We start from the raw sequence: 25,193 nt of genomic DNA on the forward strand, positions 1-25,193 counted from the left end.
GTTGTTTTCCCGTCTTTTTATGATGAGTTAGCGAGTCTGATGAGCGTTGACGAATTGCCGGCAACGCTCGCTGCGTGGGTGTACGAACACTTCGTCCGGCGAACCGGTTTCCTCGATCAGCCCTTGATGCAAAAAGGCGACTTTGGAAGAGACATCGCGTGCAAAAGCCATTTCATGAGTCACCAGGATCATGGTCCGGCCTTCTTCGGCGAGGGAGCGGATCACCCGCAGCACTTCCCCGACCAGTTCCGGGTCGAGTGCCGAGGTGGGTTCATCGAACAGCATGACCTTGGGCCGCATGGCCAGGGCCCGGGCGATGGCCACCCGTTGTTGCTGTCCCCCGGAGAGAAACGCCGGGTACTCGTTGCGCTTGGCCGCAAGCCCGACGCGTTCAAGCAGGGCTTCGGCCCGTTCGGTGGCCTCCGCACGGCTTTCACGCAGGACCTGGGTCGGCGCTTCGATGAGGTTTTCCAGCACCGTGCGATGGGGCCAGAGGTTGAAGTTCTGGAACACCATGCCCAGGCTCGACCTGATGCGCACCAGCTGTTTGGCGTCCGACACCAGCGGTGCGCCGGGGCGATTCTGGTTGAGGTGAATGCTTTCGCCATCGACCAGGATGCGCCCCTGATCCGGCACTTCGAGCATGTTGATGCAGCGCAGCAAGGTACTTTTGCCCGAGCCGCTGGCACCGATCAGGGAGATCACCTCGCCTTCGCGGGCGGTCAGGGAGACGCCCTTGAGCACTTCGATATTGCCGAAGCGTTTGTGCAGGCGATCGACCTCGATCATGGTCCTGGCCGCGGCCGGTTCGACGGTGGCAGTGCTGGTCACTGTGCCGATCACCGGCCTCGGCGCTTCACCGTTGAGTACCTGGACAAAGCCGCGAATGCGCTGACAGGCCTGGGCCAGTCGCTCTTCGCTGAGGGTGAACGAAAGCCGGACAAAACCCTGGGCCGGCTCACCGAATGCCGCCGCATCCAGTACCGAGACACCGGCTTCACGCAGCAGGCGCCAGGCGAATTCCAGTGAGGTCAGGCCGGTGCCGCGCACGTCCACCAGCACGAACATGCCGGCATCCGGGTTGAGCACGCTGATGCCCGGGCAATCGGCCAGGCCGGACACCACCAGATCGCGGCGCCGACGATAGATCTCGCGCATGCCGTGGGTGACTTCTTCATGGGACTGCACGGCCTTGAGCGCCGCTTCCATGACGAAACCGGGCAAGCCGTACAGCATGCTCAGCACCAGGGTTTCGACATGGTTGACCAGGGCTTCGTTGGCCACGACCCAGCCGATGCGCCAACCGGTCATGGCATGGGATTTCGACAGGCTGCCGATCACCACGCAGCGCTCGGCCATGCCCGGCAACGCCGCCAGGCTCAGGTGTTCGCGCTCGTAGGCGAGGCTCTCATAGACCTCGTCCACCACCACCCACAGGTCATGGGCGATGGCGAGATCGGCGATGGCTTGCAGCTCTTCGCGACCCAGCACCACGCCGGTGGGGTTGTTCGGGTTGGAGAAGAAAATCGCCCGGGTGCGCGGGGTGATGGCCTTGGCCAGCACGGCGGCATCGAGGCGGAAACCCGAATCCGCCGCACAGGGCACCCGCACCAGCGTGGCGCCGGACGCCTTGAGCGTGGCTTCGTAGGTGACGTACATCGGGTCGAGGGCGATCACTTCGTCGCCGGCACCGAGCAGGCACATCGAGGTGGCGAACAAGGCGTTCTGCGCACCGGCGGTGAGAATGATGTTCGAGGCCTGCAGTTCGCGGTCGATCAAGCGGCTGTAGCGACCGGCGATGGCTTCGCGCAGGGCCTGGCGGCCGGCGATTTCGGTGTAGTGGGTATCCCCTTCGCGCAAGGCGTGGATGGCGGCATCGGTAATGAAATCCGGGGTGGGAAAATCCGGGTCGCCGACGCTGAGGATGATCACGTCCTCGCCTTTGCGCTGTGCCGCGTTGGCCGCGTAGTGAATATCCCAGGCGGCAACGCCTTGGCCACTGATCCGCTCTACAAAGGGTGAAAACCGCATGCCAGTGCCTCGTTCGAATTGAAGAAACGCAAGCCCGCAACCAGCCGGGGGAAGGTGGCCCTCAACATAGTCCAGACTGAACACTCGTTCAACAGAAAACTCACAAGGCTTCGCGTTCAGCGCAAACAGGTCGTTTTCACGACAGTCGCGCCGTTTTTCAGCACGACGCGACCAGGCGACGTGAAAGGATTTTGCTGACCGCACCAATCGCCAGGGCGATGCAGATCAGCCCCGCCGCGACCGCAAACGTCAAGCGCATCCCCTGGGCGATGGCCTCAGGTGGCGCCTGCAAAACATCGTGGCTGGCCGTGCCGAAGGCGAACACGGCGCCCATCACGCCAGCGCCGGTGATCAAGCCCAGATTGCGCGACAACCCGAGCAGACCGGAGACCACGCCGCGCTCTTGCGGCGTGATGTCCGCCAGCACGGCGGTATTGTTGGCCGCCTGGAACAGCGCATAACCGGCGGTCATGACCGCCAGGGGCACGATGTAGCCGAGCGCACCGAAGTTCGTCGGCACGGCGGGCAGGAGGCAAGCGCCGGTCAGCATGGCCAGCAATCCGAGCGTGCCGGATCGATGTGCGCCCAATCTGTCGACCCATCGACCCGCCGGGACCCCGACCAGTGCGGCGACCAGCGGCCCCGTCGACATCACCAGGCCAACGCTCGCTGCATTCAGCGCCAGTGCGCCGGTGAGATAAAACGGCCCCACCACCAGGGTGGCCATGACCACGGTCGTCACCAGCAGGCTCATGGCGAAACCTGCGCTCAGTTGCACATTGCGGAACATCGTCAGGCGAACCAGCGGCGACTCGGCAGTGCGCTCGACGAACACAAACACGCCCGACCCCACCAAGGCCACCAGCAGCAGTGCCAGGTTCAGCGGCGCAAAACGGCCGCGCCCGAGGGTCATTGCCAGCGCATAGGCCAGCAGCGTCAAAACCAGTACCAGGGTGCCGAGAACATCGAAACCCGCTCGGTCCGCGCTTTTCTCAGGGCCATCTTTCGGTAGAAAACGAAGCGCGAGGCCCATCGCCAAAACGCCCAGCGGCACATTGAGCAGAAAAATCGCCTGCCACCCGAAATTGGCAATCAGAAATCCGCCGAGGGTCGGGCCGAGCGAGGTGCCGATCGCCGACATCGTGCCGAGCAGGCCCATCGCGCTGCCCAGTTTTGCCTTGGGCACCGCCCCGCTCACCAACGCCAGGGTCAACGCCATCATGATGGCCGCGCCGATGCCCTGCAGGGCCCGGGCGGCAATCAGCAATCCGAGACCGGATGAGACGGCGCACAGGACTGAAGCGACGGTAAACACACCCATTCCGATCAACAACAAACGCCGACGGCCAATGATGTCGCCGAGCCGCCCGACACTGACGATCAGCGCCGTGATCGCCAGCAGATAAGAAAGCACCACCCATTGCACTTGCTGGAAAGAGGCCGAGAACGCGGCGGCCAGTGTCGGTAAACCCACGTTGGCAATGCTCGTGCCCAGGGATGACAGCAACATGGACAGCGACAGGCTGGCCAGCGCGCCCCGAATCGATATGGACTTCATTTTCTCGCGACTCCGCAAACAGGTTGTCTGGAGCCTAAGCCCAGCCATAACATGGCGGAAGACGCAGCGTTTGCACTGAATACATGCACCAGACGCCACTCACCCACAAACCAGTGTGGGAGCAGACCTGTGGTGAGGAGACCTGTGGAGAGGGGGCTGTGGTGAGGGACCTGTGGCGAGGGGGCTTGCCCCCGTTTGAGTGCGTAGCACTCACAAGATCTTTGGTGCATCAGAGATTTTGGGGCTGCTTCGCAACCCAACGGGGGCAAGCCCCCTCGCCACAGGTCCCTCATCACAAGCCCCCTCACCACAAGCCCCCTAATCACAGCCCCCCTCATCACAGGCCTGCTCCCACAGGAACCCATTCCATGCCCGACCTGAATCTGCTGATCACCCTGAACGTGTTACTGGAGGAAGGCAGCGTGGCCCGCGCCGCGCAGCGTTTGCGCCTGAGCCCGTCGGCCATGAGCCGGGCACTGGCGCGGTTGCGCGAAACCACGGGCGATCCGTTGCTGGTGCGGGCCGGGCGCGGGTTGGTTCCCACACCCCGGGCGCTGGAGCTGCGTGAACGCGTCGGCGTGCTCGTGCAGGATGCCGAAGCCGTCCTGCGCCCCGCCGAGGCACTTGACCTCGATCAACTGGCGCGCACCTTCACCCTGCGCACCAGCGACGGCTTCGTGGAAAATTTCGGCGCGCCACTGATCGCCCGCATCCACCGCGAGGCGCCCGGTGTCCGCCTGAATTTCGTGCAGAAGCTGAACAAGGACAGCACCCTGCTGCGCGACGGTTCGGTGGACCTGGAAACCGGCGTGATCGACGAATCCACCAGCCCGGAAGTGCGGACCCGGATGCTGTTTCGCGACCGCTTCATTGGCGTGGTGCGCGAGGGCCATCCGCTGGCTCACGGTGAAGTCACACCGGTGCGTTATGCCGACGCCCGGCACATCCTGGTTTCACGCCGGGGCCATGAAAAAGGTGTGATGGACGACGCCTTGAATGAGTTGGGGCTGAAGCGGGAGATCATCACCCTCGTCGCCGGCTTTTCGTCCGCGATTGCATTGGCGCGGGCTTCAGACCTGGTCGCCAGCGTGCCGCAGCGGCACGTCGGCAACCTGTGCCAGGGCATGCATTGCTTTGCGTTGCCCTTCCCCACGCCGCCGATCACGGTGTCGATGCTGTGGCACCCGCGCATGGACGCCGACCCGGCCCATCGCTGGCTGCGCGGTTGTGTGTGGGAGGTATGCAGTCAATAAACTCCGATGCCGCGCGCATTTCAGCGGTTTGTATCGAACTGTATTTCCCTTAGGCCACCTTACACAGCGATACACATCCGCCAGGTTCAGGACATATGGGCAGTACATGGAAATGAAACAGTGGGGCGCATCGGAAAGCGCAGGTTTTCCGAGCATTCCCGCGACCCACTGACAGGAAATACCACCATGATCAATGCAATCGATACCGTGCTGTACACCGGCAAGACCCACACCACCGGCGGCCGCGACGGTCAGGCGCGCAGCACCGATGGACGCCTGGACATCAAGCTTTCGCCTCCCGGCGGTTCGGGCACCGGCACCAATCCTGAGCAACTGCTGGCGGCGGGTTGGTCGGCCTGTTTCATTGGGGCGATGGGCAAGGCGTGCGTCTCGCTGAAAGTGGCCTTGCCGAGCGATGTTGCGGTGGAGGCCGAAATCGACCTGGGCAAGTCCGAAAACGCTTTCTTCCTTCAAGCCCGCCTGAATGTCAGCCTGCCGGGCCTGGACCCGGCCATCGCACGCAGCGTGGTGGAACTGGCGCATCAGACTTGCCCGTATTCCAAAGCGACTCGCGGCAATATCGACGTCGAGATCAATCTGGTTTAACCGACGCAAGAAAGCCTGGCCTGACGTCTTGATACCGGTCAGGCCAGGCTTTCTGAACACCGCAATCGTAGTTGTTGTTGCTGTTGTGGGAGCGAGCTTGCTCGCGATGGTCGTTAACGATAACGCGTGTTTTCTGGTTAAACACAGCGCTCTCGAGACCATCGCGAGCAAGCTCGCTCCCACAGTTCATCTACTCCTTCAGGATCAGCAGCGGCTGGCCTTTCCTGGCGATGTAGGTTGCCAGTTCCGAGGCCTTGTCCTGGCCCACGTTCTTCGCCACATGGGCGACGCCTTCGGGGATGTACAACGAATCACCGGCCTTGAGCGTCACCGGTGCCCGCCCTTCCAGCTGATACTCGAAGGTACCGCTGATCACGTGCGCCACTTCTACGCCAGGGTGAGCGTGTTTGGGTGATGTCACGCCCGGGTCGAAGTCCACGAGCACCTGAGTGACTTCACGATCGGCGGCGCCCAGGTCTTCGCGTACCAGATCGGTGCGATGCAGGCCCTGCTGCCAGTTTTTCACTGCCGGAGCCGGCTGTGCCGCCTGGGCTTGAGAGAAGCTCGCGAAGGTCGCAAGCCCTGCGGCGGCCAGGGCAATGCCCAGCTTGCCGATGGTGTGACGGGTGTTGATACGCAACATTGCCTTTCCTCCAGTTGAACCCTGGCCAGCGCGCCGAAAATGACACGATGCCGGTGGTTGCATTTGAAGGCCGCCGTGTATCGCCAGGGTGTCTGGAAACCCCGGTTTTGTATGCCCGGGTAACGGCGGGCGTTGCGGATACCTGCCGATACAAACCCGCCGCTAGGCCTTGAACGCTTCGCGCCGGGCGCTGCGTTCGGCGACATAGGCGGCACTCGGTTCACTGATCAGGTCTGCGCGGCGCAAGGGCTGCCCGCAATGGGCGCACAGCGGACCGAGGCCAGCGGGCTCGCCGCAACTGCGGTGGGTATAGACCACCGCCAAACCTTCCCCGGGCGATTTGCACCAGGTTTCGCCCCAGGCCCGCAGCGCCAGCACCACCGAGTAGAACGCATCGCCCTTTTCCGTGAGGTGATATTCGTAGCGTTTGGGCCGTTCGCTGTAGGCACGTCGCTCCAGGAGCCCGTCGGCCTCCATGCTCTTCAAGCGCGCCGCGACCATTTGCGGCGTACCGCCGGTCTGCGCCTGGATTTCATCGAAGCGATGACTGCCCATGAACAACTCACGCAGCACCAGCACCGTCCAGCGGTCGCCCACGACGGCTTCGGCCCGGGAAATCGGGCACAGGGTTTCAGAAACGGTTGCTTTCACCGACATGCGGTATTGCCTCTTGCCTAGTTACTATGATTATCATATCTACGTGAATTGCTGGCAACTACACTTCATCATCCACGGATTATCTTACGGAGCACCGCCATGTCCAACGCCACCTACCCTCTTGATCGGACGGCCTACCTGCTGGTCGACCCCTACAACGATTTCCTGTCGGAAGGCGGAAAGATCTACCCCTTGATCGAGCCCATTGCCAAGGGCGTCGGCCTGCTCGACAACCTGCGCACGCTTGATCGCACCGTTCGCGGGCTCGGCATTCCGGTGGTCATCGTACCGCACCACCGCTGGGAAAAAGGCGACTACGAAAACTGGGATCACCCAAGCCCCACCCAGTGCAAGATCATGCACATGCACCACTTCGCACGCGGGGAATGGGGCGGCGAATGGCACCCCGACTTCGCGCCGCAGGAAGGCGACATCATCGTTCAGGAACATTGGGGTTCCAGCGGCTTTGCCAATACCGACCTGGATTTTCGCCTCAAGCAAAAGGGTATCACCCACGTGATCATCGTCGGCCTGCTGGCCAACACCTGCATCGAGGCCACCGCCCGTTACGCTCAGGAACTCGGCTATCACGTCACCCTGGTACGGGACGCGACCGCGGCCTTCAAGCCGGAGATGATGCATTCGGCCCATGAGCTGAACGGCCCGACCTTCGCTCACGCCATCCTGACCACCGATGAACTGGTTGCCGCACTGGCACAGGCAGGTGCGTGATGCAGTTGACCGGCAACCTGCTGATCGGCGCCCGTGATGTCGGCGCCAGCGAAGGCACCTTGAAGGCGCTCAATCCCGCGACCAACCAGCCGATTGAACCGGCGTTCGCATTGGGTAGCGTGGCCGATGTCGACCGGGCGGCGACCCTGGCCGATGAAGCATTCGATGTGTACAGCCACACCTCGCTCGCCGTGCGGGCGACGTTTCTCGAACGCATCGCCGACAACCTCGACCGCGTTCGAACGGCGCTGGCGGCACGGGCCGCCCTGGAAACCGGCGTGCCCGAGGCGCAACTGGAAGGCGAGGCCATCAAGGCGGCCACGCAGTTCCGCCAGTTCGCCGATGTGGTGCGCAAGGGGCGTTTCCTGCAACTGGCCATCGACCCGGCGCAACCCGAGCGCCAGCCACGCCCGCGCATGGATCATCGCCTGCAAAAAATCGCCATCGGCCCGGTGGCGATTTTCGGTGCGAGCAACTTCCCCATCGCCTATTCGGTGGCCGGTGGCGACACCGCGTCGGCGCTGGCGGCGGGATCGACCGTCATTCTCAAGGCGCACAACGCGCATCCCGGCGCCTCGGAAATCCAGGCCCGGGCGATCCGCCAGGCGGTGCAAGACAGCGGATTGCCCGAAGGCGTGTTCTCCATGGTGCGTGGCAGCGGCAATGCCATCGGCGAAGCGCTGGTCGATCATCCGCTGATCAAGGCCGTGACCTTCACCGGTTCCGAACAGGGTGGCATGGCGCTGTATCGGCGTGCGCAATTGCGCCCCGAGCCGATTCCGGTCTTCGCCGAAATGACCAGCGTCAACCCGACCTTCATCCTGCCCCGGGCACTGGCCGAACGCGGCGCGGCGATTGGCGATGGCTTTGTCGAGCGCATGCTGGTCAACGTCGGGCAAGCCTGCCTCAAGCCGGCGATCCTGCTGGCCGTCGAAGGCGCAGGGTTTGCAGCGCTGCGCCACGCCATGAGCCAAGGCGTGAGCGAAGCACCGGCGCGCACGATGCTGACACCGGGCATCCATGGGGCCTATCTGAACGGGCTGCGCACCCTGGAAAACGCCGGCGCCCGCCTCGTCGCCGTGGGCTCGACCGCCACCGCTGAAGTCGATGGCCGTTCGGCGCTGTTCGAAGTCGACGGCGAACATTTTCTCGCCGAGCCGGCGCTTTCCCAGGAGGTATTCGGCCCGTCCGCGCTGCTGGTGAAGGTCCGGGATGAAGCAGAGCTGTTACGGGTAGCCCGCTCCTTCAAGGGGCAACTCAGCGCGACCCTGCACCTTGAGCAGGACGACCTGCCACTGGCCCGTCGCCTGCTGCCAACCCTGGAGAGACGCACCGGGCGCATCGTGGTCAACGCCTTCGCCCATCCGCAGGAAGTGTGTTTTGCCACCGTGCATGGCGGGCCGTTTCCAGCCACCTCGGACAGCCGCTTCACCTCGGTGGGCATGACCGCCATCGAGCGCTTCCTGCGCCCGGTGGCTTACCAGGGGTTTCCGGATGAGCTGCTGCCGGAGGTTTTGCGCGAGGGCAATCCCCTGGAGTTGCCACGTCTTGTAGACGGTCATTAACGCCATACCGTCAATTGTAGGAGCGAGCCTGCTCGCGATGGACTCAAGTGCGCCGCGCTTAGCCAGCAAGCACGCGTTTTCGTTAACGTCCATCGCGAGCAAGCTCGCTCCTACAGGTGGCGAGGGAGCTTGTGGGACCGCCGCACTGTCCCGCTGACCGAAACAACCGCACAGGACGCACCTGGCCCTGCGACAAACCAGCGATACAAGCCATGGATGAAGCGTCGCCATCAGCGCTCCGGGCAGCTTCAACAAGACTGAACTAGCTTTACCTGCAACGATCCACGGCCAACCGGCAAGGAGTTGTGATGCGCGCCACGGCATTTTCAGTCGGTCAACCAGCCCCCTGGTTTCATTGCCGCACTCAACTACGAGAACGCTTTTGTTTCGACACGATTGCCGGTCGGTATGTCGTGCTTTGTTTTTTGGGTTCTGCGGCCGACCCTGTGTCCACTAAAGTTCTGGAAGATATTCAGGCCCATCGCCCGCGATTCGATGATGATCAAGTCTGCTTCTTTGGTGTTTCCGTCGATCCAGAGGATGAAAAGCTGAAGCGGGTGGAGAGTTCGATACCCGGCATACGCTTCATCTGGGATTTCGATCGGTCGGTCAGCAAGCTCTACGGTACATTGCAGCCAGACGGCAGCATCAGGCAAATGACCTATGTGCTGGACCCTGCGCTACGTGTCCTGGCCATCGTCCCGATAAGCCCCCCCATTGATAACCATGTCCCCTCGTTAATGCGTTTTCTGGATCGATTACCGGCAACGGCCGCGCCACGTGCCGCCACTCCACACGCCCCCGTCCTGGTGGTTCCCCGTATATTTGAGCCGTCTTTGTGTAAAGCACTGATCAGTTATTACGACGAACGCGGCGGCGAGGAATCCGGGTTCATGACGGAGCAGGCGGGTAAAACCGTCCACATCACCGACCATAATCACAAACGACGTCGTGACTGCGTCATTGAAGATGAGGCTCTGGCCAAAGCCTGTGAATCGCGCATAGCCAGCCGTTTGCTTCCGGAGTTACAGAAAGCGTTCCAGTTCAATGCCACTCGAATGGAGCGCTATCTGGTGGCCTGCTACAACAGCGAGGAAGGCGGGCATTTCCGGCCCCATCGGGATAACACCACGAAGGGTACGGCCCATCGCCGTTTTGCCGTTTCCCTGTTTCTTAATTCGGGAGAGTACGAAGGGGGGTTTCTGCATTTTCCGGAGTATGGAAAAGTCTATTACAACGCGCCGACAGGAGGGGCCGTGGTGTTTTCGTGCTCACTCTTGCACGAAGCCACTTCAGTAACCCAAGGTCGCCGTTATATGTTTCTGCCGTTTCTCTACGATGATGCTGCCGGCGTCATTCGAGAACAGAACCTCTCTTTTATTGAAAGACAGCCTTGAGTGCCGGATGCCCTCCGCTGATGTAAAAGCCGGAGGGCGAGCCGAGGCACTTTTTGCCGGTGGTGCCGGCGTTATCTCCTCTAGACGCGGCGATTCACGTCAAAGCGATCCAGGTTCATCACCTTTGTCCACGCAGCCACGAAGTCCTTGACGAATTTCTGCTGCGCATCGGCGCTGGCATAGACTTCGGCCAGCGCACGCAATTGCGCGTTGGAGCCGAAGACCAGGTCAACCCGGGTGCCCGTCCACTTCACCGCACCGGTTTTGCGATCACGCCCTTCAAACTCCTGCTGGGCATCCGACACCGGTTTCCACTCCACGCCCATGTCCAGCAGGTTGGTGAAGAAGTCATTGGTCAGCGCTTCCGGCCGTTGGGTGAACACACCGTGTTTGCTCTGGCCGACGTTGGTGTTCAACACCCGCAGGCCGCCCAGCAGTACCGTCATTTCCGGTGCGCTGAGCGTCAGCAGTTGTGCCTTGTCGATCAGCAAGGATTCGGCGGGCACGCGGTACTGGGTTTTCAGGTAGTTACGGAAGCCGTCGGCAATCGGTTCAAGGAAACCGAAGGACTCGACATCGGTCTGTTCCTGGCTGGCGTCCGTGCGTCCCGGGGTGAACGGCACCGTCACACTGTGGCCGGCGTTTTTCGCCGCCTGTTCGACACCCGCGCCACCGGCGAGCACGATCAGGTCGGCCAGGGAGATTTTCTTGCCGCCGCTGTTGAACTCCTTCTGGATGCCTTCAAGTTTGGCCAGCACATTGGCCAGTTGCTCCGGCTGGTTGGCCGGCCAGGACTTCTGCGGCGCCAGGCGCAGGCGCCCGCCGTTGGCACCGCCGCGTTTGTCGGAGCCACGGAAGGTGGACGCGGCGGCCCACGCCGTCGATACCAGCTGCGACACCGACAGGCCGGACGCCAGGACCTTGCTTTTCAGGCCCGCCACATCGCTGTCGTTGACCAGCGGATGATCGACGGCAGGGATCGGGTCTTGCCACAGCAGTTCCTCGCCCGGCATTTCCGGGCCGAGGTAGCGCGAGAGCGGGCCCATGTCACGGTGAATGAGTTTGTACCAGGCGCGCGCGAAGGCATCGGCCAGTTGATCGGGGTTGGCCAGGAAGCGTCGGGCGATCGGTTCGTAGATCGGGTCGAAACGCAGGGCCAGGTCCGAGGTCAGCATGGTCGGATCACGACGTTTGGACGGATCAAAGGCATCCGGAATGATCCCGGCACCGGCACCGTTCTTCGGTTTCCACTGATGGGCGCCGGCCGGGCTCTTGGTCAGTTCCCAGTCGAAACCGAACAGGTTTTCCAGGTAGTTGTTGCTCCATTTGGTGGGCGTGGTGGTCCAGGTCACTTCCAGGCCGCTGGTGATGGCGTCGGCCCCTTTGCCGGTGCCGAATGTGCTCTTCCAGCCCAGGCCTTGCAGCTCCAGGCCGGCGGCTTCAGGTTCCGGCCCGACGTGGTCGGCGGGCCCGGCGCCGTGGGTCTTGCCGAAGGCGTGGCCACCGGCGATCAATGCCACGGTTTCCTCATCGTTCATCGCCATGCGGCCGAAGGTTTCGCGGATGTCCTTGGCCGAGGCGACCGGGTCCGGTTCGCCTTCCGGGCCTTCCGGGTTCACATAGATCAGGCCCATCTGCACCGCAGCAAGGGGGTTTTCCAGATTGCGGCCATTTTCGGTACGGCTGTCCTCGTTTCTGCCGGGCTCAGCCACCAAGGGCACATCGCCGGGTTTCTGCACCGGTTTGTCTTCTTTGCCGTAACGCGAGTCACCGCCCAGCCATTTGCTTTCAGAACCCCAGTAAACGTCTTCGTCCGGTTCCCAGACATCCGCGCGACCACCGGAAAAACCAAACGTCTTGAAGCCCATGGATTCCAGGGCGACGTTGCCGGTGAGGACGATCAGGTCGGCCCAGGAGATTTTGTTGCCGTACTTTTGCTTGATCGGCCACAGCAGCCGGCGGGCCTTGTCGAGGCTGACGTTGTCCGGCCAGCTGTTGAGCGGTGCAAAGCGTTGCTGGCCGGAACCGGCGCCGCCCCGCCCGTCACCGGTGCGATAGGTGCCTGCGGCGTGCCAGGACATGCGGATAAAGAAAGGCCCATAGTGGCCGAAGTCCGCCGGCCACCAGTCCTGGGAATCGGTCATCAGCGCCGTCAGGTCTTTTTTCAGCGCCTGGAAGTCCAGGCTCTTGAAGGCTTCGGCGTAGTTGAAGTCGCCCCCCAACGGGTCAGACTTGGGCGAGTGTTGACTCAGGATCTTCAGGTTCAGTTGGTTCGGCCACCAGTCGCGGTTCGTCGTGCCACCGCCAGCGGCGTGATTGAACGGGCATTTCGATTCAGTTGACATGGCATCTCCTCTTGATTTTGTTTTCAGCTAACCACCCTTGAGCGTGGATCCGGATCACCGATTGATGAAATAGCTTTTCGGTATGGGATCCATAGCCTTGAGGCTATGACAGCCCCGCGATCAGTCGCTCCAGACCCTCCATTAAAGTACCGGTCCGGGAAACTGTCGCTTCATCCGTGGAGATAGCTGATAAACAGCGCAAATCAGTCACGCGATGCAAGATCAGCAACACCTGCCACAATGGATTAATACTATTGCTACAGGGACGTCGGCGATCGGAAGGATCGTTTTGCGCGAGAGGTTTCGCCATGTACGTGAAAGCCATTGTCATCTGGGTAGTGCTGGCGATCATCGTCGTCGCCGTGCTCTGTCGCCTGGTGCATAACGCCAAGGCCGCCGACCGGGCACTCAAGATCGCCAAGCCGGATCATCAGCCTCACGGGCGAAAGAATGACAAGGCCCCATGACTGACCCGGGACAACAGGATCGGCGACGATTCGGATCGCCGCGCGGCCTCCATCACTCGGGACTTTGCTCCAGGCAATAAAAAACCGGCCTTTCAGCCGGTTTTTTTTTGCTCACTCAACAGCACTTGGGTCCGGCTTTACTGCCGTAACGGGCCTCCTGGCGCTCGCGGAAGAACGCCTCGTAGTCCATCACCGGTTTGTCCGGGTGCTTGCTCTGCATGTGCTCGACGTAGTTGTCGTAGTCGGGCATGCCGACCATCAGGCGCGCGGCCTGACCGAGGTATTTGCCCAGGCGACTCAGGTCATTGAACATGCTGCGCTCCTCGCCTATGCATTCGGCAGCGCCTGGAATGGCGCTTCTTTATCCGTACGCTCTTTGCTGCCCCAGGCGGCGATACCGACCTTGAGTGCGAAGAACAGGATGCTGAACACCACAAACAGGAACAGCGCGGTCAGCGTGGCGTTGGTGTAGGCGTTGAAGATCACGTGTTGCATCTGCTCGATGCTCTTGGCCGGGGCCAGCACCTGACCATTGGCCAGGGCATCGCTGTACTTCTTCGCCAGGGCGAGGAAGCCGATCGCCGGGTTGGCATCGAACAGCTTGATGAAGCCGGCGGTGGTGGTGCAGATCAGCAACCACACAGCCGGCAGCAAGGTGACCCAGGCATAACGCTGGCGCTTCATCTTGATCAGCACCACGGTGCCGAGCATCAGCGCGATACCGGCCAGCATCTGGTTGGAGATGCCGAACAGCGGCCACAAGGTGTTGATGCCGCCCAGCGGGTCGATCACGCCCTGGTACAGCAGATAACCCCACATGGCCACGCAACCGGCGGTGGCGATCAGGTTGGCGGTCCAGGACTCGGTGCGGCGCAGGGCCGGCACGAACGAACCGAGCAAATCCTGAAGCATGAAGCGCCCGGCACGGGTACCGGCGTCGACCGCAGTCAGGATGAACAGTGCTTCGAACAGGATCGCGAAGTGGTACCAGAACGCCATGGTGTTCTCGCCCGGCAACAGCTGGTGCAGGATCTGCGCGATCCCCACCGCCAGGGTCGGCGCACCGCCGGCACGGGCCAGGATGGTGGTTTCCCCGATGTCGTGGGCCACCGCTTGCAACGCTTCCGGCGTGATCGCAAAGCCCCAGCTGCTGACGGTTTGCGCAACGGCCACCGCATCGGCGCCGACCACGGCCGCCGGGCTGTTCATGGCGAAGTACACGCCCGGATCGATCACCGACGCCGCGACCATGGCCATGATGGCCACGAAGGACTCCATCAGCATGCCGCCGTAACCGATGTAACGGGCATGCCCCTCATTGGCGAGCAACTTCGGCGTGGTGCCGGAAGCGATCAGCGCGTGGAAACCCGACACCGCGCCACAGGCGATGGTGATGAACAGGAACGGGAACAGACCGCCCTTCCAGACCGGGCCGGTGCCGTCGATGAATTGGGTCAGGGCCGGCATTTTCAGCTCGGGCATGGTCACCAGGATACCGATGGCCAAAGCCACGATGGTGCCGATTTTCAGGAAGGTCGACAGGTAGTCACGGGGCGCCAGGATCAGCCACACCGGCAACACGGCGGCAACGAAACCGTAGCCGATCAGCATCCAGGTGATCTGGATACCGGTAAAGGTAAAGGCCTTGGCCCACACCGGATCCGCGGCAATCTGCCCGCCGAGCCAGATCGAACCGAGCAGCAAGAGCACGCCGATCACCGAGATCTCGCCGATGCGGCCCGGGCGGATGTAGCGCATGTAGATGCCCATGAACATCGCGATCGGGATGGTCGCCATCACCGTGAAGATCCCCCACGGGCTCTCGGCCAGGGCCTTGACCACGATCAGCGCCAGCACCGCGAGGATGATGATCATGATCAGGAAGCAGCCGAACAGCGCGATGGTGCCGGGGATGCGGCCCATTTCTTCACGGACCATATCGCCCAGGGAGCGGCCGTTGCGGCGGGTGGACATGAACAGGACCATGAAGTCCTGCACCGCACCGGCCAGCACCACGCCGGCGATCAGCCACAGGGTGCCGGGCAGGTAGCCCATCTGCGCCGCCAGTACCGGCCCGACCAGCGGACCTGCACCGGCAATGGCCGCGAAGTGGTGACCGAACAGCACGTGTTTGTTGGTCGGCACATAGTCCAGACCATCGTTATTGAGCACAGCCGGCGTGGCCCGAGTGGGATCGAGCTGCATCACTTTGTTGGCGATGAACAGGCTGTAATAGCGGTAGGCAACGAGGTAGATGGCGACGGCTGCGACTACGATCCACAGGGCGTTGATCGCTTCGCCGCGGCGCAGGGCCACGACACTCAGCGCAATCGCTCCCAGGACAGCCACGGCAAACCAGGCGAGGTGTTTAGCCAGACGGGGCATAGCGTGTCTCCTGCCGACAGCCAGTGACTGCGGCGGTAATTTTTATAATTGTGTCCGCATTGCGGAGCTGGCCCAATATCTGCGCATGCCGTCCACAAATAAATCCGCGTTACTACGTACGTGGTCTCTACGTAGTACTACGTAGACGCCATAGATCCCCTGTGGGAGCGGGCTTGCCCGCGATGGCGGCCTGACGGTCGACATAGATGTTGAATGTTATGGCCTCATCGCGGGCAAGCCCGCTCCCACAGGTTCAGCATTCCAACTGAATGACCTCACCCGCCAATGGTCATTGCGTCCAACAATGCTGTGTATCTTTGGCATATGATCCCCAGCCTTCGCGCGGGCAGGAGTCAACATGCAGCTCAAACACAAGATCGTCGCCCTCGGGATTCTGCCGCTGGTGCTGGCCATTGCCGTCATCTGCGCGCTGGTGATTTCCCTCAACCGCCAATTGGGCGATCAACAGGCGCAACTGATTGAAGACAGCATTCTGGCGAGCAAACGCGCGGAACTGAAAAACTACGTGGAAATGGCCCAGAGCCTGATCGCCCCGCTGTACGACGACGGCCATGGCGACGCCCGTGCCCAGCAGCAAGTGCTGGAAGAACTGCGCAAGCTCAGCTTCGGCATCAACGGCTACTTCTTCGTCTACGACCACGAAGGCCGCAGCCTGATGCATGCGCGCCAGTCGGACCTGGTGGGCCAGTACCTGTGGGACATGAAGGATCCCCACGGCCTGCCGGTGATTCAGGCGTTGCTCAAAAGCGCGCAATCGGGCGAAGGCTTCCAACGCTACGCCTGGAACAAGCCCTCCTCCGGCCAGGTGACCGACAAGCTCGCCTACGTGGTGATGCTCGACCGCTGGGGCTGGATGCTCGGCACCGGCATCTACCTCGAAGACGTAGAGCGCGCAACCCAGCAGGCCCGTGCCGAAGTGGCCATGGGCATCCGCAAGACCATGATGGCGATTGCCGTGGTCGCCCTGGTCGCGGTGCTGTTCGTCTTCGCCACCGGCATGACCCTCAACGTCAGCGAGCATCGCCTGGCGGACAAGAAACTGCAGCGCCTGACCCAGCGCATCGTCAGCCTGCAGGAAGAGGAACGATCCCGGGTGTCCCGCGAGTTGCACGACGGCGTCAGCCAGGTGTTGGTCTCGATCAAGTTCCAGTTCGAACTGGCCAGCCATCTGCTCGAAAGCGGACAAGCCCAAGACAAGGGCCTGAACACCCTGAAGGACGCCACCGAACGTCTGGGCGATGCCATCGGTGAAGTCCGCAGCCTCTCCCATGACCTACGCTCATCCTTGCTCGACACCCTCGGCCTGCCGGCGGCCATCGGTCAATTGGCCGCGGAATTCGAGCAGCGCAGCGGGCTGACCGTGACCTACAACGAAAATGAATTCGACTGCCAACTGGTCGACGGCGCGGCAGTGTCGCTGTTTCGCATCGTCCAGGAAGGCCTGACCAATATCGAACGCCACGCCCAGGCGAAGCACGTGTCCATTACACTGCGCGGCTGCGACGAGTCCGTGCGGCTGACGCTGGTCGATGACGGCATCGGTTTCAATGTCGCCCAGGTCGAACGGCGTCAGGCCGGCATTGGCTTGCGTAACATCCGCGAACGCGTCGAACATTATGGCGGGCGCTTCGACTTGATCTCGATGCCGGGCAGAAGCGAGCTGGACGTACGACTGCCGATGAAGCCTGGCGCAAAACACTGAGCCGGCCCCACCACTACAAGAGTGAATAGCTGCGATGAACCTGCCCTCCCCGATCCGCATCGCCCTGGTCGACGATCACTCCCTGGTGCGCGACGGCATCAAGGCACTGCTGGCCGTGATGTCGCCCCTGGAAGTGGTCGGCGAAGCGGAAAACGGCGCCGACGCCATCGACATGGTCGGGCGCTGCCAGCCGGACCTGCTGCTGGTCGACATCAGCCTGCCGGACATGAACGGCCTGGAACTGACCCGCGTGCTGCGCAGCCAGTACCCGTCGCTCAAGGTGCTGGTGCTGAGCATGTACGACAATTACGAATACGTCAGTGAGTCGGTCCGCTCCGGCGCCAGCGGCTACGTACTGAAAAACGCCCCGTCACGGGAAATCATCGCCGCCATCGAAGCCATCACCAGCGGCGGCACCTTCTACAGCGCCGACATCGCCCAGCGGCTGATCGCCGACAAGAACACCGACAACGAACTGACCCCGAGGGAAAGCCAGGTGCTGTCGAAGATGGCGCAAGGGCTGAACAACAAGGAAATGGCCCGGGAACTGGACATCAGCGTGCGCACGGTGGAAACACACCGCCTGAGCATCCGGCGCAAGCTCAACATCGACAAACCGGCGGCGCTGGTCAAATACGCCATCGACCACGGCCTCATTTCCCGCTGACACCACCGCCCCCTGTGGCCACTGCAAAAACCTGTGGGAGCGGGCTTGCTCCCACAGGGGGGGGCACCGAATCATCCATTGACTGCATCAATAGTCACCATCAACTCAATGAAGTTCTCATAAAAAATCCACGGCGTAACATCTGCTCCATACCAACCCATAAGCACCCCGGAGCACACGATCATGAAACGCCAGACCCTCCTCAGCATCGCTTTCTCGGTTTTCGCAGTTAACGCTTTTGCCGCAACTTCTGCTCAACCTGTGGTCGCTGAAGGCGGCTCGGATCGTCTGATTGAAAGCCGTGTGGCTGAAGGTGGTTCCGATCGCCTGATCGAGAACCGCGTCGCCGCCGATGGGTCCGACAAGTTGATGCAGAATCGCGTGGCTGAAGGCGGTTCCGACAAACTGCTGCAGAACCGCGTCGCTGAAGGTGGCTCCGACAAGCTGCTGCAGAACCGCGTCGCTGAAGGTGGCTCTGACAAACTGCTGCAGAATCGCGTGGCTGAAGGTGGCTCCGACAAACTGATGCAGAATCGCGTTGCTGAAGGTGGTTCGGACAAACTGCTGCAGAATCGGATTGCCGAAGGTGGCTCGGATCGTCTGATCCAGAATCGCACTGCCTGAATACGTTGCTCTACCACCGCCCTCAAAAAAACCGGCCTGATCAGCCGGTTTTTTTGTATTGTTCAGCCTGACGGTGCTCTGGGATTCTCAGGCCAGACTCTCAACAGTCTCACCGCTGCTTGCCCGTTGAGCATCCAGCAGCACCTCCAGCGTCGTAAGGAACAGGTCATGACTCATGATGCCGGTGCACACCGTTGATAGAATCTGATTCCCAGCCTCGTCTTTCAGAGTGACCTTCTCACTCCAGGCGTTCAAATTGACTGAAGCAAGGGCCGACACCGGGACTTTACGTCCGTCAACTTCCAGAAACTCGCGTGTCACAATAATTGTTTGAGTGACGACATTCAGGAAGTCCCCCGAGACTCGCTTGCGCCAGACCTGCCCGGTCGGCACATACTTGAAGGTCACTGCGCCGTTAGACTCAAGTTTGTTCATCACAACCAGCAGACACTCGCGAACATGCAACTCACGCACCAGTTGCTGGAATTCCTGAAAGCCTTTCAGCGACTCGATGACGCGATGAAACGGCTCGCTTTCGTTACGACGGTACGCCAGGTTGGTGATCAGGCCAGTGAATACGGTTTGCCCTGAACTGAACAGGTAAAGGTCTTCTATTTCAGTAAACGCCGTATATTGTTGCTGCTTTCCACTGACAGCAACAATGCCGTGCTCGTAAACCTCATAATGGGTTCCGCGCAACTTCTTCTGCCACGGATAAAGCCCGAACAAGACCGCCGAAGTGACGACCAACAGGCCACTGACTGAATAGATCAACAACTGCGGACTGGAACCACGACTGGTGTTCGCCCCGGAACTGGCCACCGGCAGTATGGTACCCAGGTACAACACAAATCCCGCCATACAGAACAGGACAATTGCGAGCAACAGCAAGAAGACCAGAAAGCCTTTACCGTGACGGAAGGTAGAGATCAGTTGACCTGTCACCGTTGAAGCGGGTTTGGGTGATTGCTGCATGAGATGGTTACTTCCCTAGTGGTTGATTGTAAAAAACAACGTAATCCAGACGACTATCTTTCATTAAGAGGCGTTGCCTGCGAACACTGTCGACTCCATTGCAAACCTTCAGATACAGGTTGTACGGTTCAGCCCATTGATCACAGAGTCAAAGGATTGCCCAAAAGTCTTGGCATCTCGCTCGATGGGATTATTCATTTTCCACATCATTTGTCGTTGCTCATCAGGCTTGTAGCCACCGCTTCTCGCCGTGTTGATCGCTTCACGCCCTTTACCGACAAAACGGTTCAAATCACTGAGCAAGACACTGCATTTGAGAGCTGGTGTCTGAGCCTTGCCCTTCTTGTCCCAACCATCGATCATTTGGGCGGTCTTATTCAGGCTGTTTTCAAAATGTTTGGTAGCTTCCTGCGCACCAGATGACTGGAAAAAATCGCCAGACAATCGAACGGATTGCTTGGCGTAAAGCACGATGCCTGCACGGTAATAACCCAGGCTGTCTTTCTCGGCGCTATCAAAGGCTGTCTGGGTATTTATTTCGTCGAGCTTGTTAATACCGGCATAAAATTTCGCCTGCTCAACGGCAACGGCTTCCAAGGCTGCATCCAGCAATGGCTCCATTTCTCTGGCTTTTTTTCCGTCATCGGCCAGGTATCCCTTGGAATTGGCATAATTGGCGAGTTCTGCGTGGACAGGCTGCAATTTTGCGAGCGCTACAAGCATGCCTTTCGCAGGTCCATCCAGTTCTGGCATCGGGTAAGAGAGTTCCAATGCTTTGTTAAAGTTATCTTGCAGAATGCTGATATCATAACTGTTGAAGATGTAATAACTCGTCAGTTTCTTTTCTGACGCGAGGGTTTCCGAATATTCGGCCCTACGCTTCTCCAGTGTGGTGACGAAATCCCCGCCCCTGTTCGCGGCCTCGACATAAATATTGTATTTTTCTATCTCTGCCTGGCTTGAGTTCCGCGCCTCCAAATGCTCCTGATTGTGGGTCGCAACGTCTTGGGTGTTGTCGGATTTGTCACATCCGCTCAGAAAAACCCCTACCAACATCAACATCCCTGTCAGCATATTCCTTGAATACATGCTACTTCTCCCTATCCATACAAAAACACATCTACTTCCGAAACAAAAACCACCATTTCAATACAACCTCTGCACACCTCACAGTCCCTTCAATAACTCCGAGCAACTTCCTTAAAAGCGAGCCCTCTTAGGCCTAGTGACTCTACAGCGTCCTTGAACACTTGACTGACATATAGCACTTGCGGATTTTCAGGAATGCGGAAAATTTCTCCCGTGTAACTCTCTGGAATTTTTAATACCGCCTTATAAACGACGTAACCACCCTCCCCCCTATCGTAATCGGATTGATCAATATCAAATGCATTTGATAGAAGCTCGGCAATGAATATTGCGACATCCCCTGCACGTGGCCCGAGCAGCTTAACCCTAGGAAAAGTCTGCAAAAAATCAAGCGCATCATATGCTTTTTCCGAGACAACCAAGATCGGCCTGAAAAAAGTAAAAAAATCAGAAAGTGCCGGCTTATTTTTATCATCACTATTATAGACGACACAAAAAGCCTGTCTCTCAGACTCTAAAATCACTTCACCATATGCCAGCTTTGTAGCGAATTCCTGCAGACTTTCCACCTGATCCGCATCGATCAATGTTTTGTATTTATCATCTTGTGTTATTGAATAAATCTTCATAAATCACCCAAATAATCCAGACCACTGCGCATCGCGCGGACTCGTAAGCAATGTATTACGAATTCTATCAATCGTCTTCAAAACCATCGGCTTACCACCAGCCTTATCCGCACTAATTATAAGCTGGTTAACATTCTCAAAATAAGAATTTGGATGCTTACCATTATGCAAGATCCCCGGCACACTCGAGTCAATGTTATTACGATTAGGCAAAAACACTCCATTGACCGCATCATCCACATGAATATCATGCTTTGCCAGGACCGCTCTCGCAGGAGCTGCAAGCTTAGCGGTATCACCAACGATATGATGTGCAGCTGAGTTTGCGGGGCGGGGTGTTCCACCTTTTGTCATATTGTTACTTAGCGCCTTGGAGCAAAGCCCCAGTGGATCGATCCATCCAGTAGGACCGGGCGCATATTTATATAAGTTATATCCCCCATCTAACCCAATCGGATCCTGCGTAACAAAACGCCCCACCTCCGGATCGTAATACCGAAACGTGTTGTAGTGCAGCCCCGTCTCCTCATCGAAATACTGCCCCTGAAACCGCAGGTTCTGCTCGACGTCATTGACCGTCAGCTTCTCAACCGAACCCCAAGCCTTGTACGTCGCCTGCCAGACAATCTGCCCCTCACGGTCCGTCATTTCCAGCGGCGTACCAATCTGGTCGGTATGGAAGTAGTAAAGCTGCTGCTCCCCACCCTCCGCCTGGTCGACACGCGCCAAGGGCGCATAACTCCCCGGCTCATACAGGTACAGACTGCTCCGCCCCGGACTTTCCTCGCGCAGCATCCGCAGGCCTTGCCACAAAAAGTGCTTCTGCTCGGTCCGACCGTTGATCTCTGAAACCTTGGCAATCCGCCGCCCCAAACTGTCGTACCGATACGAACCGGTACTTACGAGCTTGCCGTTGACCAACGTCTCGGCCCGCACCAACCGATTCTCACAGTCATAACGAAACGTCTGCAGCGTGCCCATCCCGCTGCGTTTCTCAATCAGGTTGCCCCACGCATCGTAGGCATATTCCTGATCCCGCCAGCGCTTGAGGCGGTTGTCCTTGACGTGGTCGAACTGGCTGGTGTTGAAGTTCAGCCGGTTCGCGGCCGCGTCGTAGCGGAATTCTTCGCTGTCGATCAACTGGCCGGTGTCGCGGCTGTGCAACTGGCCGTTGGCTTCGTACTCGTACTTGATCTCGCCGCGCAGTTTGTCGAGGGTGCGGGTCAGTTCGCCGGCCGGGTCGTAGCGGTGACGGCGGTGGATCGGGTTGTAGGCGTGCTCGACCAGCAGGTCGGGCTGGATGCCGGGGTTGTGGAGGCGCGAGAGTTTTTCCGCCGGCAGGCGCGAGGCGAACTGCCAGCTCTTGCGGCCCATCGCGTCGTAGCCGAAGCAGCTGGTGAGGGTGCCCTGGGTGCGCAGGACTTCGCGGTGCAGGTCGTCGCGCTCGATGTCGCTGATGAGCTGGCCGTCGAGGTTGAGTTGGTGCAGGTGGCCGCTGCCGTAGTACAGGTGATTGAGGTGTTGGCCAGTGGGCAACGTCAGCGTGGTGAGGTTGCTCAGTGGGTCGTACTCGTAGGACAAGGCGCCTTGCGCCGTAGTCTCCTGGATCAGGCGGCCGAGCAGGTCGTAGGAGAATTCGAGCGTTTCTGCGCTGACGCCGAGTTGCTTGCCCTGCGCGGTCGGCAGGCGCTGGATCGACAGCAGGCGATCAGCGTCGTCGTACACGTAATCCTGACGGGCATCGGCATTGAGTTTGGCCAGCAGTCGGCCAATCGCGTCGCGCTCGAATTCGGTGCGGCGCTGTGGCCGTTCGCCGCGTTCGCCGTAGCCGGTTTCGTCGACCTGGGTCAGGTGCCCGCCGAGGTTGTAGCTGAAGCGCCGGGTCAGGTTGTCGATGCGTTTTTCTTCGACCAACCGGTCGGACGCGTCGTAGGCGAACTGGTACGCCGCGTTGTTTTCGTTGATCAGTGCCGTCAGGCGAATCGCCGGGTCGTACTCGTAGCGGATGCGCTAGCCCTTGGCGTCCTGGCGGCTGCTCGGCAGGCCCCGGGCGGTGCGCAGCAGGCGCGTGGTCTGGCCTTTGCCGTCGGTGTGCGTCAGTACCTGGCCGAGGGCGTTGTAGGTGAAGGACTCGGCGCTGCCGTCCGGGTGATGGATACGCAGCACTTCGCCGTCGGGCTTGCGTTCCAGCGTGGTGGTCTGACCCAGCGCGTCGGTGACGGCGACCAGGTGCTGGCGCTCGTCGAAGCGATACGTGGTGTTTTTACCCGAGCAATCCTGGAAGCGCTCGACCTGGGCCAGGGTGTTCCACCACAGGTATTTTGACTTGTGGGTCGCGTCGATGATGGTGTGTGGCAGGCCGTCGTCGCCGTTGAGGTATTCGGTGGTGTGACCGAGGGCGTCGACTTCGGCGACGAGGTTGCCCTTGTCGTCGTAGCGGGCTTGCCAGGTGCTGCCGTCCAGGAAGGTCGTTTCTGTGACCAGCGTAGTACCGAGGTGGTACTTGTATTTGATCTGTCGGCCCAATGGGTCGGTTTCTTCAAGCAAACGCGAAAAGTTGTCGTACTTGAACCCCAACCGGTTTCCATCCGGCAGCTTGAGACCGGTCATGTTGCCCGCTTCGTCGAGGTCGATAGCGTACTGCTCACCGCCGAAGTCACGACTGGCAATCACGCGGCGATCTTCGTTGTAGTGGATCTGGAGCTCGCGCCCCAGTGCGTCAGTGGCCCACGAGGTGCGGTGCTTGAAGTCGTAGCGGTAGTGAAAGTGTTCGCCATCGCTGGTCCAGTGCTCCACCACACGCAGCTGGCCTTCAATGGTTTCCCAGCGGTAATGACAGCTCAGGCCCAGGGCGTTGCTGTGGCTGGCCATCACACCATCGGCGTAGCTGAAGCGGCGCATCGAATCGCTGTTGCGATTGATCACCTCGATGAGTTGGCCGTTGTCGTCATAGCGGTACTGCACCAGGGTTTCAACCGCCTGGTTGTCGACGACGCGCTTGACGTCGGTCAGGCGCCCCAGCGGGTTGTCATAGTGCAGGTGCACCCGAACACCACCCGTGGCGCTGATGTCGGTCAACCGGCCTTCAGCCGTGCGGGTGAAATGCAGGTAATGCCCGAGGGCATTTTCCAGGCGTTGCAGCGGGACATCGCTGCTGTCGTCCGGCACCTCGCCGAAGTAGAAGAACAGGTTGTCGAGGGTTTGCAGCAGGTAGTGGCCGCCTTCGGTGCGGACCAGGTGGAGCTGCTCATAGGGGTTATAGATGCGATCACCGGGTTCCACATCCACAAAGGGCACGCTGCGCCCCTGGTTATCCGTGAGGTAGACGAAGCTGCCACTGCGACACGGGCTTTGTTCCCAGGGCAATACCCAGCCCCGGTCGAGCACACAGTCGACGGTCAGGTCGCTGGCGTAGAAGCGTGACCAGTCGATGGGCATCAGGCCTAGGAGGCTGAAATCAGTTTCGTCAGGGATGACCTTGCGGCCGCTGGTGGCATCGACAGGGTTGCCGACCAGACCGCCGACTGCACGCTCGATAGCCGGTCCTACGACGTAGCGACTGGCAACCTCACCCGCGACGAAGTCGGCGGTGAATTTCAACACGCAGGGCATGATGGCTTTCATGCCGGCCTGTGTCCCGGCCTTGATCAATTGAGCGATACCGCCCGCCGCACCGGCGACTGCTATGATGATATCGACCGTGGCTCGCAGCCAGCCGGGGATCTCGTCGTCCACCGGCAGATAGCGGTGTGTGCCACCGCCAATGAATACGTTGCCAGAAGGGTCTCCGTTCATAGCGGGGTAAGTGGCTGCGCTAACCTCGCAACCACTTTTAATTAAATTATTA

19 protein-coding genes and 1 pseudogene are annotated in these 25,193 nt (G+C 60.2%); 9 read left to right on the plus strand and 11 right to left on the minus strand.

Features of this window, described 5'->3' with window-relative positions; translation table 11 throughout:
• Nucleotides 1-27: 27 nt before the first annotated feature.
• On the minus strand, nucleotides 28-2,031 hold the full coding sequence (locus KW841_RS29945; RefSeq protein ID WP_218480499.1) for an aminotransferase class I/II-fold pyridoxal phosphate-dependent enzyme: 2,004 nt from the start codon (nucleotides 2,029-2,031) through the stop codon (nucleotides 28-30).
• Nucleotides 2,032-2,188: 157 nt separating this feature from the next.
• On the minus strand, nucleotides 2,189-3,589 hold the full coding sequence (locus KW841_RS27630) for an MFS transporter (protein WP_218480500.1): 1,401 nt from the start codon (nucleotides 3,587-3,589) through the stop codon (nucleotides 2,189-2,191).
• Nucleotides 3,590-3,957: 368 nt separating this feature from the next.
• Between KW841_RS27630 and KW841_RS27635 the strand changes: the two genes are divergently transcribed.
• Nucleotides 3,958-4,842 carry a LysR family transcriptional regulator gene (locus tag KW841_RS27635; protein ID WP_218480501.1) on the plus strand — a complete coding sequence of 295 codons (885 nt, stop codon included), beginning with the start codon at nucleotides 3,958-3,960 and terminating at the stop codon, nucleotides 4,840-4,842.
• Nucleotides 4,843-5,028: 186 nt separating this feature from the next.
• Nucleotides 5,029-5,448: an organic hydroperoxide resistance protein gene (locus KW841_RS27640; RefSeq protein ID WP_218480502.1), complete on the plus strand. Its 420-nt coding sequence runs from the start codon at nucleotides 5,029-5,031 to the stop codon at nucleotides 5,446-5,448.
• 190 nt (nucleotides 5,449-5,638) lie between these two features.
• On the opposite strand, the gene KW841_RS27645 is transcribed toward KW841_RS27640, so the two are convergent.
• Complete coding sequence (locus KW841_RS27645; RefSeq protein ID WP_218480503.1) at nucleotides 5,639-6,091, minus strand: cupin domain-containing protein; 453 nt, start codon at nucleotides 6,089-6,091, stop codon at nucleotides 5,639-5,641.
• Nucleotides 6,092-6,253: 162 nt separating this feature from the next.
• Nucleotides 6,254-6,748 (minus strand): helix-turn-helix domain-containing protein, encoded by a 495-nt coding sequence (locus KW841_RS27650; protein WP_007977772.1) that lies wholly within the window; start codon nucleotides 6,746-6,748, stop codon nucleotides 6,254-6,256.
• 99 nt (nucleotides 6,749-6,847) lie between these two features.
• On the opposite strand from KW841_RS27650, the gene KW841_RS27655 reads away from it, so the two are divergent.
• The 3 genes from KW841_RS27655 to KW841_RS27665 all read left to right on the plus strand — a co-directional run bounded on the left by KW841_RS27655 (nucleotide 6,848) and on the right by KW841_RS27665 (nucleotide 10,442).
• Entirely contained in the window at nucleotides 6,848-7,480 is a 633-nt protein-coding gene (locus KW841_RS27655) for an isochorismatase family cysteine hydrolase (RefSeq protein ID WP_218480504.1), read from the plus strand.
• Nucleotides 7,480-9,045: an aldehyde dehydrogenase (NADP(+)) gene (locus KW841_RS27660; RefSeq protein ID WP_218480537.1), complete on the plus strand. Its 1,566-nt coding sequence runs from the start codon at nucleotides 7,480-7,482 to the stop codon at nucleotides 9,043-9,045. The genes KW841_RS27655 and KW841_RS27660 overlap by 1 nt, the downstream gene beginning before the upstream one ends.
• Nucleotides 9,046-9,353: 308 nt before the next feature.
• Nucleotides 9,354-10,442: a redoxin domain-containing protein gene (locus KW841_RS27665; protein WP_218480505.1), complete on the plus strand. Its 1,089-nt coding sequence runs from the start codon at nucleotides 9,354-9,356 to the stop codon at nucleotides 10,440-10,442.
• Nucleotides 10,443-10,522: 80 nt separating this feature from the next.
• Here KW841_RS27665 and katG read toward each other — a convergent pair whose 3' ends face one another.
• Nucleotides 10,523-12,787 carry a catalase/peroxidase HPI gene (katG, locus tag KW841_RS27670; RefSeq protein ID WP_218480506.1) on the minus strand — a complete coding sequence of 755 codons (2,265 nt, stop codon included), beginning with the start codon at nucleotides 12,785-12,787 and terminating at the stop codon, nucleotides 10,523-10,525.
• Nucleotides 12,788-13,095: 308 nt separating this feature from the next.
• Here katG and KW841_RS27675 point away from each other — a divergent pair, with 308 nt between their 5' ends.
• A complete protein-coding gene (locus KW841_RS27675) occupies nucleotides 13,096-13,254 on the plus strand; it encodes a hypothetical protein (protein ID WP_218480507.1) in 159 nt (52 codons plus the stop codon).
• Nucleotides 13,255-13,369: 115 nt separating this feature from the next.
• Here KW841_RS27675 and KW841_RS27680 read toward each other — a convergent pair whose 3' ends face one another.
• Both KW841_RS27680 and KW841_RS27685 read right to left on the minus strand, forming a co-directional pair.
• Nucleotides 13,370-13,567 carry a YbdD/YjiX family protein gene (locus KW841_RS27680; RefSeq protein WP_008051268.1) on the minus strand — a complete coding sequence of 66 codons (198 nt, stop codon included), beginning with the start codon at nucleotides 13,565-13,567 and terminating at the stop codon, nucleotides 13,370-13,372.
• Nucleotides 13,568-13,581: 14 nt separating this feature from the next.
• Nucleotides 13,582-15,639 carry a carbon starvation CstA family protein gene (locus KW841_RS27685; protein WP_102702207.1) on the minus strand — a complete coding sequence of 686 codons (2,058 nt, stop codon included), beginning with the start codon at nucleotides 15,637-15,639 and terminating at the stop codon, nucleotides 13,582-13,584.
• A gap of 358 nt (nucleotides 15,640-15,997) precedes the next feature.
• Between KW841_RS27685 and KW841_RS27690 the strand changes: the two genes are divergently transcribed.
• From KW841_RS27690 to KW841_RS27700, 3 genes are all read left to right on the plus strand, one after another.
• A complete protein-coding gene (locus tag KW841_RS27690) occupies nucleotides 15,998-17,362 on the plus strand; it encodes a cache domain-containing protein (RefSeq protein WP_218480508.1) in 1,365 nt (454 codons plus the stop codon).
• Nucleotides 17,363-17,396: 34 nt separating this feature from the next.
• Complete coding sequence (locus KW841_RS27695) at nucleotides 17,397-18,029, plus strand: response regulator transcription factor (protein WP_015095659.1); 633 nt, start codon at nucleotides 17,397-17,399, stop codon at nucleotides 18,027-18,029.
• 183 nt (nucleotides 18,030-18,212) lie between these two features.
• Complete coding sequence (locus KW841_RS27700; RefSeq protein WP_218480509.1) at nucleotides 18,213-18,653, plus strand: phage infection protein; 441 nt, start codon at nucleotides 18,213-18,215, stop codon at nucleotides 18,651-18,653.
• Nucleotides 18,654-18,740: 87 nt separating this feature from the next.
• Here KW841_RS27700 and KW841_RS27705 read toward each other — a convergent pair whose 3' ends face one another.
• From KW841_RS27705 to KW841_RS27720, 4 genes and pseudogenes are all read right to left on the minus strand, one after another.
• On the minus strand, nucleotides 18,741-19,628 hold the full coding sequence (locus KW841_RS27705) for a hypothetical protein (RefSeq protein ID WP_218480510.1): 888 nt from the start codon (nucleotides 19,626-19,628) through the stop codon (nucleotides 18,741-18,743).
• A gap of 108 nt (nucleotides 19,629-19,736) precedes the next feature.
• Nucleotides 19,737-20,717, minus strand: coding sequence for a YiiG family protein (locus KW841_RS27710; protein WP_218480511.1), 981 nt, complete (start codon nucleotides 20,715-20,717; stop codon nucleotides 19,737-19,739).
• Nucleotides 20,718-20,806: 89 nt separating this feature from the next.
• Complete coding sequence (locus KW841_RS27715; protein WP_218480512.1) at nucleotides 20,807-21,346, minus strand: double-CXXCG motif protein; 540 nt, start codon at nucleotides 21,344-21,346, stop codon at nucleotides 20,807-20,809.
• Between the two features lie 3 nt (nucleotides 21,347-21,349).
• A pseudogene (locus KW841_RS27720) lies at nucleotides 21,350-25,126 on the minus strand (RHS repeat-associated core domain-containing protein); the annotation flags it as partial.
• Nucleotides 25,127-25,193 lie beyond the last annotated feature (67 nt).

Source organism: Pseudomonas sp. PDM28 (genome assembly GCF_019219115.1).
In the GTDB taxonomy this organism is placed as follows: Bacteria; Pseudomonadota; Gammaproteobacteria; order Pseudomonadales; family Pseudomonadaceae; genus Aquipseudomonas; species Aquipseudomonas laurylsulfatiphila.

Coding starts and splice junctions, on each gene's coding strand:
- KW841_RS29945 (WP_218480499.1), bottom strand. CDS start 2,031: ATGCGGTTTTCACCCTTTGTAGAGCGGATCAGTGGCCAAGGCGTTGCC.
- KW841_RS27630 (WP_218480500.1), bottom strand. CDS start 3,589: ATGAAGTCCATATCGATTCGGGGCGCGCTGGCCAGCCTGTCGCTGTCC.
- KW841_RS27635 (WP_218480501.1), top strand. CDS start 3,958: ATGCCCGACCTGAATCTGCTGATCACCCTGAACGTGTTACTGGAGGAA.
- KW841_RS27640 (WP_218480502.1), top strand. CDS start 5,029: ATGATCAATGCAATCGATACCGTGCTGTACACCGGCAAGACCCACACC.
- KW841_RS27645 (WP_218480503.1), bottom strand. CDS start 6,091: ATGTTGCGTATCAACACCCGTCACACCATCGGCAAGCTGGGCATTGCC.
- KW841_RS27650 (WP_007977772.1), bottom strand. CDS start 6,748: ATGTCGGTGAAAGCAACCGTTTCTGAAACCCTGTGCCCGATTTCCCGG.
- KW841_RS27655 (WP_218480504.1), top strand. CDS start 6,848: ATGTCCAACGCCACCTACCCTCTTGATCGGACGGCCTACCTGCTGGTC.
- KW841_RS27660 (WP_218480537.1), top strand. CDS start 7,480: ATGCAGTTGACCGGCAACCTGCTGATCGGCGCCCGTGATGTCGGCGCC.
- KW841_RS27665 (WP_218480505.1), top strand. CDS start 9,354: ATGCGCGCCACGGCATTTTCAGTCGGTCAACCAGCCCCCTGGTTTCAT.
- katG (WP_218480506.1), bottom strand. CDS start 12,787: ATGTCAACTGAATCGAAATGCCCGTTCAATCACGCCGCTGGCGGTGGC.
- KW841_RS27675 (WP_218480507.1), top strand. CDS start 13,096: ATGTACGTGAAAGCCATTGTCATCTGGGTAGTGCTGGCGATCATCGTC.
- KW841_RS27680 (WP_008051268.1), bottom strand. CDS start 13,567: ATGTTCAATGACCTGAGTCGCCTGGGCAAATACCTCGGTCAGGCCGCG.
- KW841_RS27685 (WP_102702207.1), bottom strand. CDS start 15,639: ATGCCCCGTCTGGCTAAACACCTCGCCTGGTTTGCCGTGGCTGTCCTG.
- KW841_RS27690 (WP_218480508.1), top strand. CDS start 15,998: ATGCAGCTCAAACACAAGATCGTCGCCCTCGGGATTCTGCCGCTGGTG.
- KW841_RS27695 (WP_015095659.1), top strand. CDS start 17,397: ATGAACCTGCCCTCCCCGATCCGCATCGCCCTGGTCGACGATCACTCC.
- KW841_RS27700 (WP_218480509.1), top strand. CDS start 18,213: ATGAAACGCCAGACCCTCCTCAGCATCGCTTTCTCGGTTTTCGCAGTT.
- KW841_RS27705 (WP_218480510.1), bottom strand. CDS start 19,628: ATGCAGCAATCACCCAAACCCGCTTCAACGGTGACAGGTCAACTGATC.
- KW841_RS27710 (WP_218480511.1), bottom strand. CDS start 20,717: ATGTATTCAAGGAATATGCTGACAGGGATGTTGATGTTGGTAGGGGTT.
- KW841_RS27715 (WP_218480512.1), bottom strand. CDS start 21,346: ATGAAGATTTATTCAATAACACAAGATGATAAATACAAAACATTGATC.